The sequence below is a fragment of the Halomonas sp. C10-5 genome (assembly GCF_057169305.1).
In genome coordinates this window covers 2,605,129-2,620,167 of the sequence record NZ_CP175665.1, presented here as the reverse complement: position 1 = coordinate 2,620,167, position 15,039 = coordinate 2,605,129, and the positions used below count along the sequence as shown (strand labels likewise).

The 15,039-nt window shown below is 66.7% G+C and carries 14 protein-coding genes; 6 read left to right on the top strand and 8 right to left on the bottom strand.

Annotated features, from left to right (window positions below; all coding sequences use genetic code 11):
- The first annotated feature begins 148 nt into the window (after positions 1–148).
- Positions 149–709, top strand: a complete 561-nt coding sequence (locus ACJ7IV_RS12180) for a cysteine hydrolase family protein (RefSeq protein ID WP_483864615.1) — start codon at positions 149–151, stop codon at positions 707–709.
- Between the two features lie 69 nt (positions 710–778).
- On the top strand, positions 779–1,462 hold the full coding sequence (locus tag ACJ7IV_RS12175; RefSeq protein ID WP_483864614.1) for a cupin domain-containing protein: 684 nt from the start codon (positions 779–781) through the stop codon (positions 1,460–1,462).
- On the opposite strand, the gene ACJ7IV_RS12170 is transcribed toward ACJ7IV_RS12175, so the two are convergent.
- Positions 1,422–2,345, bottom strand: coding sequence for a LysR family transcriptional regulator (locus ACJ7IV_RS12170; RefSeq protein ID WP_483864613.1), 924 nt, complete (start codon positions 2,343–2,345; stop codon positions 1,422–1,424). The two genes, ACJ7IV_RS12175 and ACJ7IV_RS12170, sit on opposite strands and share 41 nt — an antisense overlap.
- A 158-nt stretch (positions 2,346–2,503) precedes the next feature.
- Between ACJ7IV_RS12170 and ACJ7IV_RS12165 the strand changes: the two genes are divergently transcribed.
- From ACJ7IV_RS12165 to ACJ7IV_RS12150, 4 genes are all read left to right on the top strand, one after another.
- Positions 2,504–2,716: a hypothetical protein gene (locus ACJ7IV_RS12165; RefSeq protein WP_282039310.1), complete on the top strand. Its 213-nt coding sequence runs from the start codon at positions 2,504–2,506 to the stop codon at positions 2,714–2,716.
- Positions 2,709–4,169 carry a sodium:solute symporter family protein gene (locus ACJ7IV_RS12160; protein ID WP_483864612.1) on the top strand — a complete coding sequence of 487 codons (1,461 nt, stop codon included), beginning with the start codon at positions 2,709–2,711 and terminating at the stop codon, positions 4,167–4,169. Before ACJ7IV_RS12165 ends, ACJ7IV_RS12160 begins: the two co-directional genes overlap by 8 nt.
- A 17-nt stretch (positions 4,170–4,186) precedes the next feature.
- Positions 4,187–5,506 (top strand): amidohydrolase, encoded by a 1,320-nt coding sequence (locus tag ACJ7IV_RS12155; protein WP_483864611.1) that lies wholly within the window; start codon positions 4,187–4,189, stop codon positions 5,504–5,506.
- A gap of 108 nt (positions 5,507–5,614) precedes the next feature.
- Complete coding sequence (locus ACJ7IV_RS12150) at positions 5,615–6,919, top strand: OprD family outer membrane porin (protein WP_483864610.1); 1,305 nt, start codon at positions 5,615–5,617, stop codon at positions 6,917–6,919.
- A gap of 93 nt (positions 6,920–7,012) precedes the next feature.
- Here the strand turns inward: ACJ7IV_RS12150 and ACJ7IV_RS12145 are convergent, their stop codons facing one another.
- The 7 genes from ACJ7IV_RS12145 to ACJ7IV_RS12115 all read right to left on the bottom strand — a co-directional run bounded on the left by ACJ7IV_RS12145 (position 7,013) and on the right by ACJ7IV_RS12115 (position 14,968).
- Positions 7,013–8,392, bottom strand: coding sequence for an L-serine ammonia-lyase (locus ACJ7IV_RS12145; protein WP_483864609.1), 1,380 nt, complete (start codon positions 8,390–8,392; stop codon positions 7,013–7,015).
- Positions 8,393–8,413: 21 nt separating this feature from the next.
- The gene (gene sstT / locus ACJ7IV_RS12140) at positions 8,414–9,652 is read right to left on the bottom strand and encodes a serine/threonine transporter SstT (RefSeq protein ID WP_483864608.1); all 1,239 of its coding nucleotides are present in this window, start codon (positions 9,650–9,652) and stop codon (positions 8,414–8,416) included.
- A gap of 181 nt (positions 9,653–9,833) precedes the next feature.
- A complete protein-coding gene (gene gcvT, locus ACJ7IV_RS12135; RefSeq protein ID WP_483864607.1) occupies positions 9,834–10,949 on the bottom strand; it encodes a glycine cleavage system aminomethyltransferase GcvT in 1,116 nt (371 codons plus the stop codon).
- Positions 10,950–11,177: 228 nt separating this feature from the next.
- The gene (locus tag ACJ7IV_RS12130; protein ID WP_483864606.1) at positions 11,178–11,486 is read right to left on the bottom strand and encodes a monooxygenase; all 309 of its coding nucleotides are present in this window, start codon (positions 11,484–11,486) and stop codon (positions 11,178–11,180) included.
- A gap of 42 nt (positions 11,487–11,528) precedes the next feature.
- Positions 11,529–11,771, bottom strand: coding sequence for a hypothetical protein (locus tag ACJ7IV_RS12125; RefSeq protein ID WP_161431366.1), 243 nt, complete (start codon positions 11,769–11,771; stop codon positions 11,529–11,531).
- Positions 11,772–11,898: 127 nt separating this feature from the next.
- Positions 11,899–13,632 carry an isocitrate/isopropylmalate family dehydrogenase gene (locus ACJ7IV_RS12120; protein WP_483864605.1) on the bottom strand — a complete coding sequence of 578 codons (1,734 nt, stop codon included), beginning with the start codon at positions 13,630–13,632 and terminating at the stop codon, positions 11,899–11,901.
- 88 nt (positions 13,633–13,720) lie between these two features.
- Positions 13,721–14,968, bottom strand: a complete 1,248-nt coding sequence (locus ACJ7IV_RS12115) for a threonine ammonia-lyase (protein ID WP_483864604.1) — start codon at positions 14,966–14,968, stop codon at positions 13,721–13,723.
- Positions 14,969–15,039: the final 71 nt, after the last annotated feature.

Genomic DNA, 15,039 nt, shown 5'->3' with positions numbered 1-15,039 from the left:
AAAGGTACGGCGCCGCCGGAACGATGTCAAATGCTTTCGGGCCGTGTGGCGAAGCCGGCGCACGTTGACGTCAATTTGCCCCGGCCAGCCGACCCAGCGAGTTTTCTCTGCCATGATGCAGGCTCCAACCTCCAAGGAGAACGCCCCGATGAGCGATACCGCCCTGATGATCGTCGACCTGCAGAACGACTACTTCCCCGACGGCAAGTGGCCTTTGGTGGGCATCCAGCCGGCTGCCGAGCAGGCCGCTGCCGTGCTCGGACACTTCCGCGAACGCTCGCTGCCGGTCGTGCATATCCGCCACGAATTTCCCTCCGCCGAGGCGCCCTTCTTCGCGCCGGGCAGCGAGGGGGCTCACATTCACGCCACCATGGCGCCGCGGGAATCGGGCAACGAGTCGGTGGTCCTCAAGCACAGCGTCAACGCCTTCCTCGGTACCGACCTGCACGAGCACCTGCAGGCGCAGGGCATCGAGAAGCTGGTGGTGGTGGGCGCCATGAGCCATATGTGCATCGACGCCGCCACCCGTGCCGCCTCGGATCTCGGCTACCAGGTCACGGTGCTGCAGGATGCCTGCGCCACCCACGACCAGACGTTCAACGGCGAGACGGTGCCGGCGGCCCAGGTGCATGCATCCTTCATGGCCGGGCTGGCCTTCGCCTACGCCGAGGTCACCGACACCGCCGAGTGGATCAAGCAGCACTCATAGCCTTGCCTGGGGGCCGTAATCCACCATCATGGGGGATAATTCTCCAACTTCCGCTTTTCAGGAGTGACCATGCGTATCAATGCGGACTTCACCCGGCGTGCCGTCGTCACGCCGGAGCAGCACGAGTGGGTGGCCTCGCCCCAGGGCGGCGTCGAGCGGGTGATGCTCGACCGGGTGGGGGCCGAGAAGGCCCGCGCCACCAGCCTGGTGCGCTACGCCCAGGGCTCCCACTTCCCGCCCCATGAGCACCCCGGAGGGGAGGAAATCCTGGTGCTCTCCGGCACCTTCTCCGACGAGAGCGGTGACTTCCCGGTGGGCTGGTATGTGCGCAACCCGCCGGGCTCCGCGCATCGACCCTCCAGCGAGCCGGGCGCCACCATCTTCGTCAAGCTGTGGCAGATGCCGCCAGAGGACGATCATCACGTCCGCGTCGACACCAACGACCCCGCCGCCTGGCATCGCCAGGGGGAGGGGCGCGAGACCTGCCAGCTGTTCGAGTCCGCCGCCGAGCGAGTCTGCCTGGAGCGCCTGGCGGCGGGGCAGGCGCTACCGCTAGAGGCGACCCGGGGCGTAGAGCTGCTGGTGCTGGACGGCGAGCTCAGCCTCGACGGCGAGACTCCGGGCCAGACCCTTAGCAAGGGTAGCTGGCTGCGCCTGCCCGTCGGCGACACGCCGCGCCTTCTCGCCGGGACGGACGGCGTCACCTGCTATCTCAAGCGGGATCATCTGGGCGAGATCCGCGCGCCGGAGTGAAGCCCGCCTCCGCCAGTGCCACCAGGTTGTGCAGCACCGGCGAGTCGTTGCCGCTGCGCCAGGCCAGCCACAGGGGCATGCCACTTTGTGTCAGTTCTTCCAGCTCCAGGAAACGGATGCCGGGCATGGGGTGGCTGGCACTGGCGGCGGGCACGATGGCGATGCCCAGGCCTGCCGCCACCATGCTGAGGATGGCGATGTTGTCGGCGCCGAACTGCACCACCCGGGGGTGAAAGTCGAGGCGCTGAAAGTGTGCCATCACGCGGTCGTAGTAGACCGGCGAGACACTGCGGAAGCCCCAGATGAAGTCGGCCTGCTCGAGTTCCTTGAGGCGTTGCGGCGGCGCGCTTGCCCAGTGAGAGTCGGCGGGCACCGCCAGCATCAGGTAGTCGTTCTGCAGCTGGCGTGCCTCCAGGCCCTGCTGCTCGGCGCTGTCGAGATACAGGATGCCGGCGTCCAGGGTGCCCTCGCGCAACCGGTCAAGCTGCGGCCCCGAGAGCAGTGGGAAGACCTCGAATCCGACCTCTGGATAGCGATCGCGATAGCATCGCAATAATCCGGCTACCTCCGGCACCCACAGGTGGGTCACCGTCACCCCCAGGCCGAGCTTGCCGGTCAGGCCGCTGCCCAGCGCCGAGAGCCGCGCCCGCACCTGAGTGCGCCGGTCGAGCAGTGCCACCGCTTCTTCGTAGAGCGCCTTGCCGGCTACCGTCAGCCGCACCCCCCGGGCGTGACGTTCCAGTAGATTGACCTCCAGATCCTCCTCCAATAGTCGAATCTGACGGGTCAGCGCCGGCTGGGCCACGTGCACCCGGCGGCTGGCAGCGGAGATGGAGCCGGTCTCGGCGACAGCCACGAAGTAGCTGAGTTGGCGGAATTCCATGGGATTGGGCCTGCACAGGGGCGATATCGGGAACTCTACTCATGCTTAAATGGCATGTCAGCTATCCAAAAGTGATATTTTTGCTATCGCTTGCGGCGTTCCATAGTGGAAGGACAATCCACAACAAGTCTCGCCCCGTGCGAGCCGGAACGCCCTCCATGACCAAGACCTACCACCTGCTGACGGGGCTGCACTTCGCCTTGTGCACCCTGGCCATGATCTGGCCCGGCGCCCTGATCGCCAACCGTATCGAGCCCACCGTGCTGGGCCTGCCCTTCCTGTTCTTCTGGTACACCCTGTGGATGCTGCTGCTGTTCGTGGGCATGTGGGTGGCCTTCGTGATCCGCCACGGAGGTGACCGCCATGAGTGATATCGCGATCGTCATCGGCATCACCCTTGCCTACTTGATGGTGGTTCTGGCCGTGGGCCTGCGCGCCCGCGGGCAGGCGAGCTCCAGCCTCGAGGGCTATGTGGCCGGCGGGCGCCACGTGGGCGTGGTGATCCTGTTCTTCATCCTTGGCGCCGAGATCTTCTCCGCTTTCGCCTTTCTTGGCACCCCGGGCTGGGCCTACCAGCACGGGGCGCCGGCCTTCTACATACTCGCCTATCTGTCACTGGTGCCGATCACCATCTGGGCGCTGGGGCCGCGAGTGGCCAAGCTGGGCCGCGAACGCGGCTACCTCACCCAGGGCGACATGATCGCCGACCACTACCGCAGCAAGCCGCTGGGCATGCTGGCCGGGGTGATTGGCGTGATGGCGCTGGTGCCTTACCTGACCATCCAGATCGCCGGTGCCGGTCTGCTGTTCCAGGCCGCCACCGATGGGGCGGTGCCCTTCTGGCTGGGCGGCCTGCTGGCCTTCCTGGTGGTGGCGGCCTATGTCTTCGCCAGCGGGCTGAGTGGCATCGGCTGGACCAACCTGGTGCAGGGCGTGATGATGATCGCCATCGCCTGGTTCCTGGGCCTGGCTATCCCCGAGCGTCTCTATGGCGGGGTGGGGGAGATGTTCACCCAGCTCCAGCAGCAGGCTCCGGAGTACCTGACCATGCCCGGTGCCACCGGCATGGGCTGGGGTTACTTCAGCACCGCGGTGCTGGTCAGCGCCTTCGGCGGCGCCATGTGGCCCCACCTGTTCATGAAGTTCTACTCCGCCGACAGCGGCAAGACCCTGCGCAAGGTCAGCGTCTTCTATCCGCTCTATGCCTACCTGCTGGTGCCGCTGCTGTTCATCGGCTTCGCCGGCATCCTGGCCTTCGCCGAGGCGCCCCTGGAGCGCTCCGACACTGTGCTGCTGCAGATGGTGATGGATGTCGCCAACTTCTCGCCCTGGGTGATCGGCCTGATGCTCTCCGGTGCTCTGGCAGCAGCGATGTCCACCGGCGCCAACCTGGCGCACACCGCCGCCGTGGTGCTGGTGCGCGATGTGATGGGCCCCACCGTGATGAAGAACGCCAGCGAGGAGGCAGCGGTGAGTGCCACCCGCTGGAGCGTGCTGGGGCTGTCGCTGCTAGCCTACCTGATCGCGTTGCTCAACCCCGGCTCGCTGGTGATGATCCTGCTGACTGCCTACGGCCTGATCGTGCAGCTTTTCCCGATGGTGATCGGGGCGCTCTTCATGCCCCAGCTGCGGCGTGCCAGCGTGATGGCCGGCGCCCTGGTCGGTAGCCTCGCCTACGTGCTGATGGACTTCGTATGGAGCTCGCCGTTTGGCTGGCACGCCGGGGTCTGGGCGATCCTGCTGAACATTCTGGTCGTGGCGGCCTGGCAGCGCGTCGGGCGTTCTGACAGCGACGCGTCAATCACCAGCCCGGCTAGCCGCTAAGCGGCAAGGAGACTCGCATGACGACACGACACGATACTGCCGGCGCAATCGACAAGGGTAATGATCTCAAGGACGCCATCGACGCCCGGGTGGAGGCCGCCTTCGGCGAGGTGCAAACGCTCTACCGCCAGCTCCATCAATATCCCGAGTTGCCGTTCCAGGAGCATGAGACCAGCACCCGCCTCGCCGAGGCATTGGAAGCGCTGGGCTATGCGGTGACCCGCGGTGTGGGTGGCACCGGGGTGGTGGCCATGCTCGAGAACGGCGAGGGACCCACGGTGATGCTGCGTGGCGACATGGACGCCCTACCGATCAAGGAGGTCACCGGCCTGGACTATGCCAGCACGCGTACCGCGGAGACCGAGAGCGGCACGGTGCCACTGATGCACGCCTGCGGCCACGACCTACACAGCAGTTGTGTGGTAGGCGCCGCCGCGGTGATGGCCGGGCTCAAGGAGCAGTGGTCCGGCACCCTGATGCTGATCTGCCAGCCCGCCGAAGAGATCTTCGGCGGTGCCCGGGCCATGCTCGACGATGGCCTCTACGAGCGCTTCGCTCGGCCGGATGTCATCCTCGGCCAGCACAATATGCCGGCGCTTGCCGGCACCGTGGGGCATCGCCCCGGCAGTGCCATGGCCGCCTGCACCAACCTGGCGGTGACCATCCACGGCGCCGGCGGCCACGGCTCGATGCCGGCCCAGACGGTGGATCCGGTGGTGATCGCCGCCCATGTAGTGACCCGGCTGCAGACCATCGTCTCCCGGGAGGTGCCGCCGGAGGAGACCGTGGTGGTCACGGTGGGCAAGCTCGCCGCCGGCACCCAGGCCAACATCATCCCGCACTCCGCCGAACTCGAGATCAACGTACGCAGCTTCGACGATACCCTGCATCGCCAGGTGGTGGCGTCCATCGAGCGTATCATCCGTGCCGAGTGCGAGGCGGGACGCTCGCCGAAGCCTCCGGAGTTCCGTGTGCTCAACGAGACCATCGCCCTGCACAATGACTCGGCGGCAGTGGAGCGGGTGCGCCAGGCCCACGCCGCCCAGTTCGGCGAGGAGGCTCTCTACGCCATGCCGCGCCTGAACGGCAGCGAGGACTTCCCCTTCTTTGGCAACGCCGAGGCGGGCGGCTTCGGCGGCGAGGATATCCCCTATGTCTACTGGTTTATCGGCGCCACCCCGGCCGAGCGCTGGGTCGAGACGCCGGGGGAGGGCGTGGCACAGAAGATGCGCCACCTGGAGATGCCCCACTCGCCCTACTACTTCCCGGGCAATGCGATAACCATGCGCACCGGTATCGAGGCCATGGCGGCCGGGGCACTCGCCTACCTGACCTGACCTCTCACGATCCTTGCTTGATCACCGCCGCCCTGCTCACACGCAGGGCCGGCCACCCGCGTGCCCAAGACACAAAAACCACAACCACCATACGCAAAAGAGATCACCATGACCCGACCCGCCCTGACAGGTGCTGCCCTGCTGCTGTCCCTCTCCCCGTCACTCGTTTTCGCCGCCGGCTTCACCGAGGATGGCCAGACCCAGCTGCAGTACCGCCAGTACTACTGGAACGAGGACCCGGGAAGCGGCGTGGGGCCGACCCGCGACGAGTGGGTGCATGCCCTGCAGCTCGACTACACCTCCGGCTTCTATCGCGACATCATCGGTTTCGACCTGGGGGTAGGGGTCGCCGATGCCTTGAACGTGGGCAGCGAGGCAAACAACGTCAGTAATCTTTCCACCGATGGGGACCTGCAGGACCCCGATGGCATCGCCAAGCCGACCACGGCTTACCTGAAGCTGCGCTTCGGCGAGGAGGGCAATCGGCTGCGCCTGGGTTGGGGCAAGAAGGTACGCGACTATCGCCTCTATGCCGACAACACCACGCGCATCCTTCCGGCCGCCTCGGTCGGCTTCGATGCGGCCTACGACTTCCGCGACCTGTCGCTCTATGCGGCACGCATCGAGCGCTTCAGTCCCCGCGACGAATCCGGCTGGGGCGACGATCTGCGCACCTTCGATGGCCAGGCCATCGACAGCGTCGACCTGGCCGGGCTGAGCTATGCGTTGCCGGGCGAGCTCAAGGCCGAGGCCGAGTACCTGTCGGCGAAGGACTACCTCGACGAGGCTTTTGTGCGCCTGAGCCGGGACTTTGCCATGACGTCGGATGCGACCCTGGCAGTCGCCCTGGCCCATACCCGGCAGAGCGATGGTGGTGAGCTGTTCGAGGAGCAGGGGGTGCCCGGTGTCTACTCGGCGGATGCCGAACACGAGTCGCGTTCCAATGAGCTGTCGCTGACCTGGCGTCAAGCCCCCGGTTATGTGGGTGTGGCTTACTCCAAGGTTCTGGGCGATAACTTCGATCGCGTGCTATTCAACCGTGATTATGGCACCTGGGACAGCGCCGCCGACAACTTCTACCGCTTCGGCTTGGCTGGGGAGGCCATGTGGAAGGTCAGCGCTGGCCTGGACCTGACCATGCTGGGCCTCGAGGGACTGCGCTGGGATGGTTACTACGCTCACTCCGATGAGGCCGACGGCTACACCGGGTTCTCGCGCAGCGAGTTGCTGAGCATGCTGCAGTACCGCTTTCAGGGCCCCCTGGACGGACTGTCACTGGCCTGGCTGCACGTCAACTTCGAGACCGAGGGCGAGCCCCGCCCGGGCAGCGGCCAGCAGTTGAATCTGGGCCCGGCCGGCTTCATCACGCATGATGTCGATCGGCTCTATGTGACGTACACCTACCGCTTCTAGCCCGCCGGGCACTCGCCCCGGCTGCTACCCCATCACAACGAAAGGGCGGACACTTGCCAAGTGTCCGCCCTTCACTGGCCTTGGCTTACCGACTCAACACTCGATGGCGTTCACGGCCAGCCCGCCCGTCGAGGTCTCCTTGTACTTCGCCTGCATGTCGGCGCCAGTGTCGCGCATGGTGCGGATCACCTTGTCCAGCGAGATGAAGTGCTCGCCATCGCCGCGGAGGGCCATCTGGGCGGCGTTGATGGCCTTCACCGAGGCGATGGCATTGCGCTCGATGCAGGGCACCTGGACGAGGCCGCCCACCGGGTCACAGGTCAGGCCCAGGTTGTGCTCCAGGCCGATCTCGGCGGCGTTCTCCACCTGGTTGATGGTGCCGCCCATTACCTCGGTGAGGCCGGCGGCGGCCATGGCGCAGGCCGAGCCTACCTCGCCCTGGCAGCCCACCTCGGCGCCGGAGATGGAGGCGTTCTTCTTGCACAGGATGCCTACCGCGCCGGCGGTGAGCAGGTAGTCCACCACGTCGCGCTCGCTGGCGCCCTTGCGGAACTGCATGTAGTAGTGGAGCACCGCCGGGATGATGCCCGCCGCACCGTTGGTGGGCGCGGTGACCATGCGCCCGCCGGCGGCGTTCTCCTCGTTGACCGCCAGGGCGTAGAGGTTGACCCAGTCCATGGCCGACATGGTGGAGGCGATCAGCGAATGGTCGTCCTCGCTGGCCAGCATGCGCTGATACAGGGTCTTGGCGCGGCGCTTGACGTTGAGCCCACCAGGCAGCACGCCCTCGGCTTCCATGCCCTTCTTGACGCAGACCTGCATCGCCGCCCAGATCACCAGCAGGCCCTCGCGAATCTCCTCTTCGCTGCGCCAGGCCTTCTCGTTCTCCAGCATCAACTCGCTGATGCGCAGGTCGTTCTCCCGGCACATGCGGAGCAGCTCGTCACCGGTCTGGAAGTCATAGGGCAGCGCGGTTTGATCGGTATCCAGCGCCCCCTCGGCGGCCTGGGCCTCATCGATGACGAAGCCACCACCCACCGAGTAGTAGGTGTTGCGGTAGAGTTCGTCGGCGTGGCCGTGGGCGATCAGGCGCATGGCGTTGGGGTGATGCGGCAGGCTCTCTTCGAGCAGCTGCATGTCACGCGCCCAGACGAAAGGGACGCTATGGCGGGCATCCAGGCGCAGTGCCTCGGCCTCCTTCAGCTCCTCGATGGAGGGGGCGATGATATCGGGGTCGATGCGATCGGGGCGCTCGCCCATCAGCCCCATGAGCACCGCGTGGTCGGTGCCGTGGCCGATGCCGGTGGCGGAGAGCGAGCCGTAGAGCTGCACCTCCACCCGCGCCACGCGGGTCAGCAGGTCGCGCTCCTTGAGCTCACCGACGAAGTCGTAGGCGGCCCGCATCGGGCCCACGGTGTGCGAGCTCGAGGGCCCCACGCCGATCTTGAACAGGTCGAAGACGCTGATGGACATGGTCGTGAACCTCTGTTGTTGTTACTGCGCCTCGGCTTGCGCCTGCCGCCCCTCGGCGGCGCGGCAGGCGGCCGCGGTGAACAGTACGTCGGTGGAGGAGTTGAGTGCCGTCTCGGTGGAGTCCTGGACCACGCTGATCACGAAGCCGATTGCCACCACCTGCATCGCCACATCGGTGGAGATGCCGAACAGGCTGGCGGCCATGGGGATCAGCAGCAGTGAGCCGCCGGCCACACCCGAGACACCGCAGGCGGCCAGCGCCGAGACCACGCAGAGCAGCAGGGCGGTGGGGAAGTCGACCGGGATACCCAGGGTGTTGGCCGCGGCCAGAGTGATCACCGAGATGGTGATCGCCGCGCCGGCCATGTTGATGGTGGCACCCAGTGGGATGGAGATCGCGTAGGTGTCGGGGTCGAGATCGAGCCTCTCGCACAGCGCCATGTTGACCGGGATATTGGCCGCCGAGCTGCGCGTGAAGAAGGCGGTGATGGCACTGCCACGCAGGCAGGTGAAGACCAGCGGGTAGGGGTTGCGGCGGGTCTGCCAGAAGACGATCAGCGGATTGGTGACCAGTGCCACGAACAGCATGCAGCCGACGATCACACCCAGCAGTCGGCCGTATTCGAGTAGTGCGCCGAGTCCGGCTTCCGCCAGGGTATTGGCGACCAGACCGAAGATGCCCAGCGGGGCGAAGCGTATCACCACGCGCACGATACCGGAGATGGCTTCGGAGAGGTCGTTGAGCGCGTCGCGGGTGGTCTCGCTGGCGTGGCGCAGCATCAGCCCCAGGCCGATGGCCCAGGCCAGGATGGCGATGAAGTTGGCCTCCATCAGCGCGGTAACCGGGTTGGCAACGGCATTGAGCAGCAGGTTGCGCAGGATCTCGATGATGCCGCCCGGCGGGTTGCCACTGACCTCGGGCATGTCCAGCGTCAGGGTGGTGGGGAAGGTGAAGCTGGCCAGCACGGCGACCAGTGCCGCCACCAGGGTGCCGACCACATAGAGAAGCAGCACGCCGCGAATATGAGTGGGCTGTCCCTTGCGGTGCCCGGCGATGGCCGCCGCCACCAGCACGAACACCAGTATCGGGGCCACGGCCTTGAGGGCCGAGACGAACAGCTCGCCGAGCAGCGAGAACGAGGCGGCGAGGTCGGGAGATACGACGGCGAGCAGGATGCCGCAGACGATGCCGATGGCGATCTGGGTGATCAGGCCCAGGCGCAGCAGCGGGCCGAAAAGGGTATTAAGCGTGGAAGTCATCGAGGATCTCTCGGTGGTTGGGTGCTGGCAGAATTGTTGTGTGCCTGGGCCGGATCAGGCGGCCCTGGCCTTGCGGGCCCCCGGCGAGGTAGCGCCAGGGGGCTTCGGTCTTGCGTTACCGCGGACGGGAAATATCCGCGGCGGAGCCTTTTCGTTTCGCGACAGCCACTTCCTGCGACAGTCACTTCCCTCGGTAGTAGCCCGGTGCGACGAAGGGGGTCTTGCTGACGGTCATCGGCAGGCGCTTGCCGCGCACCTCGGCGTAGACGGTGGTGCCCAGCTCGGCGTTGGCTATGGTCACATAGCCCATGGCCACCGGTGCGCCGACGCTGGGGCCGAAGCCTCCGGAGGTCACCGTGCCGATGGCGTTGCCTTCGGCGTCGAGCAGCGGAGCACCTTCGCGCACCGGGGCACGTCCCTCGCCAAGCAGGCCGACCCGCTTGCGGGTGTGATCCTTGGCATCGACCTGATGGAGGATCGCCTCGGCGCCCGGGAAGCCGCCGGGACGCTCACCGCCGTTGCGGCGGGGCTTGCCGATGGCCCAGATCAGTCCGGCCTCCACCGGCAGGGTGGTGGTGTCGATATCGTGGCCGTAGAGGCACAGGCCAGCCTCCAGGCGCAGGGAGTCGCGGGCACCCAGGCCGATCGCCTCGACCTCCGGCTCCGCCAGCAGGCGGCGTGCCAGGGCCTCGGTCTGCTCGGCGGCCACCGAGATCTCGAAGCCGTCCTCGCCGGTATAGCCGCTGCGGCTGACCCACACCGGGATGCCGTCGATCTCGAAGTGGCCATGTTGCATGAATACCATCTCGGTGGCATCCGGGCACAGCCGCTTCATCATCTCGGCGGTCTGCGGACCCTGGATGGCGATCAGGCCGCGATCGAGCTCCTCGATCTCGTGGCCGGCCGGCAGGTTGGCGCGCAGGTGGGCGATGTCCTGGTCCCGGCAGGCGGCGTTGACCACCAGGTAGAGGTGGTCGCCGGCGTTGACCACCATCAGGTCGTCGAGGATGCCTCCCGCCTCGTTGGTGAAGATGGCGTAGCGCTGCATGCCCTCGGGCAGGCCGACGATATCCGCCGGTACCAGGGTCTCCAGTGCCTCGGCCGGGGAGGGGCCGCGCAGCAGCAGCTGCCCCATGTGCGAGACGTCGAACAGTCCGCAGGCCGTGCGTGTATGCTCATGCTCCTTCTTCACGCCCAGTGGATATTGCACCGGCATTTCATAGCAGGCGAAGGGTACCAGCTTGGCACCGAGCTCGACGTGCAGGTCATGGAGTGGGGTACGCTTCAGCTCGCTCATGGGGGCCTCCGATAACAGGGAAAACGAAGTGGCGTGCCTCAAGGATAGCGGCAACCGGACAGCATAGTGCCTAGAGTAGACGATGTTTCCTATTGGAAACAATGGGCGTCATCAAGAATCGCCTACTCCATGCCGGTCGGTAGGGCGTTGCTGGCGAGTGTCGGGTTTTCCTATTGGAAACAGCCTGCGGTGAGGCTGTTTCCCTGTGGCAGGAGGCGTGGCAAGGGGTTACTGAGTCAGCGGCCCGCCGTTGATCGCCGAGAGCGCCTCGTTGGCCTCGAGGATCTGGGCCTCGATGCCACTTACGCCCATGCCCTCCAGGCGGCCGGTGTGCATCCGGCAATAGGCCTCGGCCTCTTCGCGGGTGGCGAACAGGTAGACACCGCCGGCCCGCTTGCCCGCGGGATCCTCGGTCCAGATCTTCCACAGCAGGCCGGGCTCGTCGTTGATGGAGCGGGCCAGCGGCGTCATGGCCTCGACCATTGCCTCGCCGAAGGGGCCATCGAAGGGAAAGTGCACCTGTAGAATTACGGCCATGGGGGCCTCCTGTGGTCGGGTAGTAGGGATGTGTGGCTGGGCTCAGGCGAAGTCGGGGTCGTCGGTGCGGAAGATCGACTCCTCCTCGCCGGGCAGGGTGACCGAGAATTCGCCGCCGCCCAGGTAGCTGACCGGGTGTCCCTCGCGGGTGCGCAGGGCGGGACCGCCGCTCACCGGGCCGGCATGGGTCAGCTCGCCGAGCTCCTTCACGCTGACCTGGATGTCGATCATCACCTCGCGGCCCTGATCGTCGAAGGCCATGATGGTGCGTTCGTGTTCGCTCATGGGGTTGGCTCCGGCTGGTAGGGTGGCCGTCAGTATCGGCATTTTCGGCCCGCGAGGCGAGTGGCCGAACGACACGGGGCCTGCGCAAAGGCAGGCCCCGTTGGTGTCGAAGGCGACTGGGTGACGATCAGAGGCGGCTGGCCACGGCGTCCAGAAAGCCCTGCATGTCGACCAGGGTCTCGTTCTCCGGGGCGTTGGTCTTGCCCTTGAGGTCGCCGGTGATGATGCCAGCGTCCACGGTGTCGATCAGCGCCGACTTGAGGCGGTGGGCGTAGTCGACCAGGGCGGCGTTCTCCTCGCGCTCGCCCAGGGTTTCCAGGGCGTTGGCCACGGCGTAGAGCAGGGCGGAGGAGTTGAAGTGGGCCTCCTTGCCGTCGCTCTCCAGGTACTTCAGGTAGAGGTCGTGGGCGGTGCCGTGGGGTGCCTCGAACAGCATGGTGCCGTCCTTGCTCTCGATGATGGAGCTGGCGGTGGCCAGGCTGCCGCCGAGCGCGGCGGAGATGTCCGAGAAGATGTCGCCGTCCAGGTTCTGCGCCGGGTAGAGGGCGTTGCGGGGCGGGTCGGTGATCATCTTGATCAGCTGGCTGGAGGGCCGCATGATCATGAACGAGGGTGGCGGGGTGCCATTCTCGGCCAGCTCGCGGCGCACGTCGGTGATCACGGTACTGAACACCTCGTCGTACTCCATGTACTCGCGCTTGAGGCCGAAGTAGACCTCCTTGCTCTTGCGCGAGGCGTCGCGGAACACCTGCAGCACCCAGTCCTTGATTGCCTCGTGGTCGTTGGACATCAGCAGGATGGGGTCGCCCTTGCGCACGTGGCGGGCATGCTTCTCCTCGCCGTCGACGATCACCTTGAGGATGCCGTCCTCGTCGGCGGGGGCGTTGAAGCTGCCGTACTGGTCGCCACCGCCGGCGCTCATGCGCGAGATGGAGACCTGGGCCTTGCGGTCGGGGATGCCGAAGCGCTTGAGCTGCTCCACCAGCTTGTGGAGCTTGCGTCCGGTGGTGTTGTCGGGCACGCCCCAGATGGCGCGCTCGGGCGGATTGGCGACGATCCGTGCGGCCTGGGCGTCGATCAGCTCGTAGAAGTAGTTGAGCCCCAGGGCCCCGACCTGTTCGCGGTAGTGCTGGTCGTAGATCCCCTCGATGGCGGCACGCATCACCCCGTCATAACCGGAGATCACGGTGTCCTTGAGGCCCAGGTAGATGTCGCGCTTCTCGTCGATGGCGCGCTGGAAGAAGCGGTGGGCCCAGGCCTTGACGTCCTCCAGGTCGTTGGTGGCGAGCAGCCAGGGGTCGCCCTTCTTGACCTCGCGGCGGTGCAATTCCACCGGGTCGCCGCTGGCACCCACGAACATCAGCTTGACGATGCCGGTGGCGCGCGAGAGCTCGTTGAAGCTCTCCTTGATGCCGCCCACCTCCATGGTGTCGACGACGATGTCGCGGTCGACCCACTCGGGGCGCTTGACCTTGAGGTTGCGGAACTGGATGTCCTCGCGGGTGATGTTGCCGCCGATGCCCTTGCGGATGGCGCCGTTGGGAGACTTGGTGGCCAGCGGGTGCAGCCGAGTGCCGTCGAGGTCGGGGTGCTTGGCGAGCAGTTCGCCGAGCTGGGCGCGGTTGACCGTCATGCCGGCGTTCTTGATGCCCACGCCGTGGCGCTTGAGCGCCTCCACGGCATCGACCACCACCTGGCCGTTGGTGACCAGGCGATTCTCGGCGGAGAGGTCGATCTCGACCAGCGGGATCTCCAGCCGGGAGGTCACGAAGGTATCGAGAATCTTCTCGAAGGCTACCTGGGCCATCTCGTCACCGTGGAGGATGACCAGGGGGGCCTCGACTCTGATCTTGCTGCTCATCGCCTCTTCTCTTCTGCTGCCGCTGGAAAGTGCGCATAGGGTACGCCGGAAGGCCCAAGGGCGCCATGCCTCCAAGGGGTAAGGCCGCTCACCCCTCGCTGCCGGCCCAGCGCTCGTCCGGATGGACCTCGTTGGCGGGCAGCACCGGGTCGTAGCCATCCCGACGCAGCGCCTCGATCACCTCCCGGGTGTGGTCGCTGCCGAGGGTCTCCAGGGTGGCCTCCACCTCGGTGGCGCGCAGCGAGAGGTCGGTGAAGGTGCGGTGGTGGGCGATATGGATGACGTTGGCGTGCTGCTCGGCGAGCTGCCGCGTCAGCTCGGCCAGGGCGCCGGGCACGTCGGGAATCGCCACGCGCACGCGCACGATGCGCCCACTCCGCACCAGGCCGCGCTGGATCACCGAGGAGAGCGCCAGCATGTCGATGTTGCCGCCGCACAGGATCAGCCCCACCTTGCGTCCGCGGTAGCGTTCGGGGTCGGCCAGCACCGCGGCGAGCCCCGCGGCGCCGGCGCCTTCCGCCACGCTCTTCTCGATCTCCAGCAGCAGCAGGATGGCGCGCTCGATCTCGGGCTCGTCCACCAGCACGATGTCGCGCACCCGCTCGCGCACGATGGGCAGGGTCAGCTTGCCGGGCTGCTTGACCGCGATGCCCTCGGCCAGGGTGGCCAGCCCGCAGTGGATCTCCTCACCGGCCAGGGCCTGCTGCATGGCGGGGAAGCGCTTGGTCTGCACACCCACGATCTCGATGCCGGGCTTGAGCTCGGTGGCGGCGATGGCGTTGCCGCTGATCAGTCCACCGCCCCCGATGGGGATCACCAGGGCGTCGAGGTCCGGGGCGTCCTCGAGCATCTCCAGGGCGATGGTGCCTTGCCCGGCGATGATGCGTTCGTCGTCATAGGGGTGCACGAAGACGAGGTCGCGCTCGGCCGCGAGGCGGTGGGCAAAGTCGCCGGCCTCGGCGACGCCTTCGCCCTCGAGATGCACCTCCGCGCCGAGCCGGCGGGTGTTGTGTACCTTGAGGTTGGGGGTATGGCGCGGCATGACGATGGTGGCGCGGATGCCCAGCCGGGCGGCGTGGTAGGCCACCGCCTGGGCGTGGTTGCCGGCCGACATGGCGATGACGCCGCGGGCACGCTCCTCGGAGGAGAGTGCCAGCAGGTGGTTGAGCGCCCCGCGCTCCTTGAAGGCGGCGGTGAACTGGTGGTTCTCGAACTTGATGTAGAGCTCGCAGCCGGTGATGCGTGACAGGGTATGCGACAGCAGGCAGGGCGTGCGCTCCACGCTGCCCCGAATGCGTTCGGCGGCGCTACGGATGTCGTCGAGGGTCACACTCATGGCGGGGCGGCTCCTGTTCTGGTCCAGCTTTCATGATGCGTGTTCGCAGAGTTGATGTCGAAATGCATGGC

What these genes read in the sequence shown, in the direction of transcription:
- ACJ7IV_RS12180 (WP_483864615.1), top strand. Translation starts at nt 149, where the DNA reads ATGAGCGATACCGCCCTGATGATCGTCGACCTGCAGAACGACTACTTC.
- ACJ7IV_RS12175 (WP_483864614.1), top strand. Translation starts at nt 779, where the DNA reads ATGCGTATCAATGCGGACTTCACCCGGCGTGCCGTCGTCACGCCGGAG.
- ACJ7IV_RS12170 (WP_483864613.1), bottom strand. Translation starts at nt 2,345, where the DNA reads ATGGAATTCCGCCAACTCAGCTACTTCGTGGCTGTCGCCGAGACCGGC.
- ACJ7IV_RS12165 (WP_282039310.1), top strand. Translation starts at nt 2,504, where the DNA reads ATGACCAAGACCTACCACCTGCTGACGGGGCTGCACTTCGCCTTGTGC.
- ACJ7IV_RS12160 (WP_483864612.1), top strand. Translation starts at nt 2,709, where the DNA reads ATGAGTGATATCGCGATCGTCATCGGCATCACCCTTGCCTACTTGATG.
- ACJ7IV_RS12155 (WP_483864611.1), top strand. Translation starts at nt 4,187, where the DNA reads ATGACGACACGACACGATACTGCCGGCGCAATCGACAAGGGTAATGAT.
- ACJ7IV_RS12150 (WP_483864610.1), top strand. Translation starts at nt 5,615, where the DNA reads ATGACCCGACCCGCCCTGACAGGTGCTGCCCTGCTGCTGTCCCTCTCC.
- ACJ7IV_RS12145 (WP_483864609.1), bottom strand. Translation starts at nt 8,392, where the DNA reads ATGTCCATCAGCGTCTTCGACCTGTTCAAGATCGGCGTGGGGCCCTCG.
- sstT (WP_483864608.1), bottom strand. Translation starts at nt 9,652, where the DNA reads ATGACTTCCACGCTTAATACCCTTTTCGGCCCGCTGCTGCGCCTGGGC.
- gcvT (WP_483864607.1), bottom strand. Translation starts at nt 10,949, where the DNA reads ATGAGCGAGCTGAAGCGTACCCCACTCCATGACCTGCACGTCGAGCTC.
- ACJ7IV_RS12130 (WP_483864606.1), bottom strand. Translation starts at nt 11,486, where the DNA reads ATGGCCGTAATTCTACAGGTGCACTTTCCCTTCGATGGCCCCTTCGGC.
- ACJ7IV_RS12125 (WP_161431366.1), bottom strand. Translation starts at nt 11,771, where the DNA reads ATGAGCGAACACGAACGCACCATCATGGCCTTCGACGATCAGGGCCGC.
- ACJ7IV_RS12120 (WP_483864605.1), bottom strand. Translation starts at nt 13,632, where the DNA reads ATGAGCAGCAAGATCAGAGTCGAGGCCCCCCTGGTCATCCTCCACGGT.
- ACJ7IV_RS12115 (WP_483864604.1), bottom strand. Translation starts at nt 14,968, where the DNA reads ATGAGTGTGACCCTCGACGACATCCGTAGCGCCGCCGAACGCATTCGG.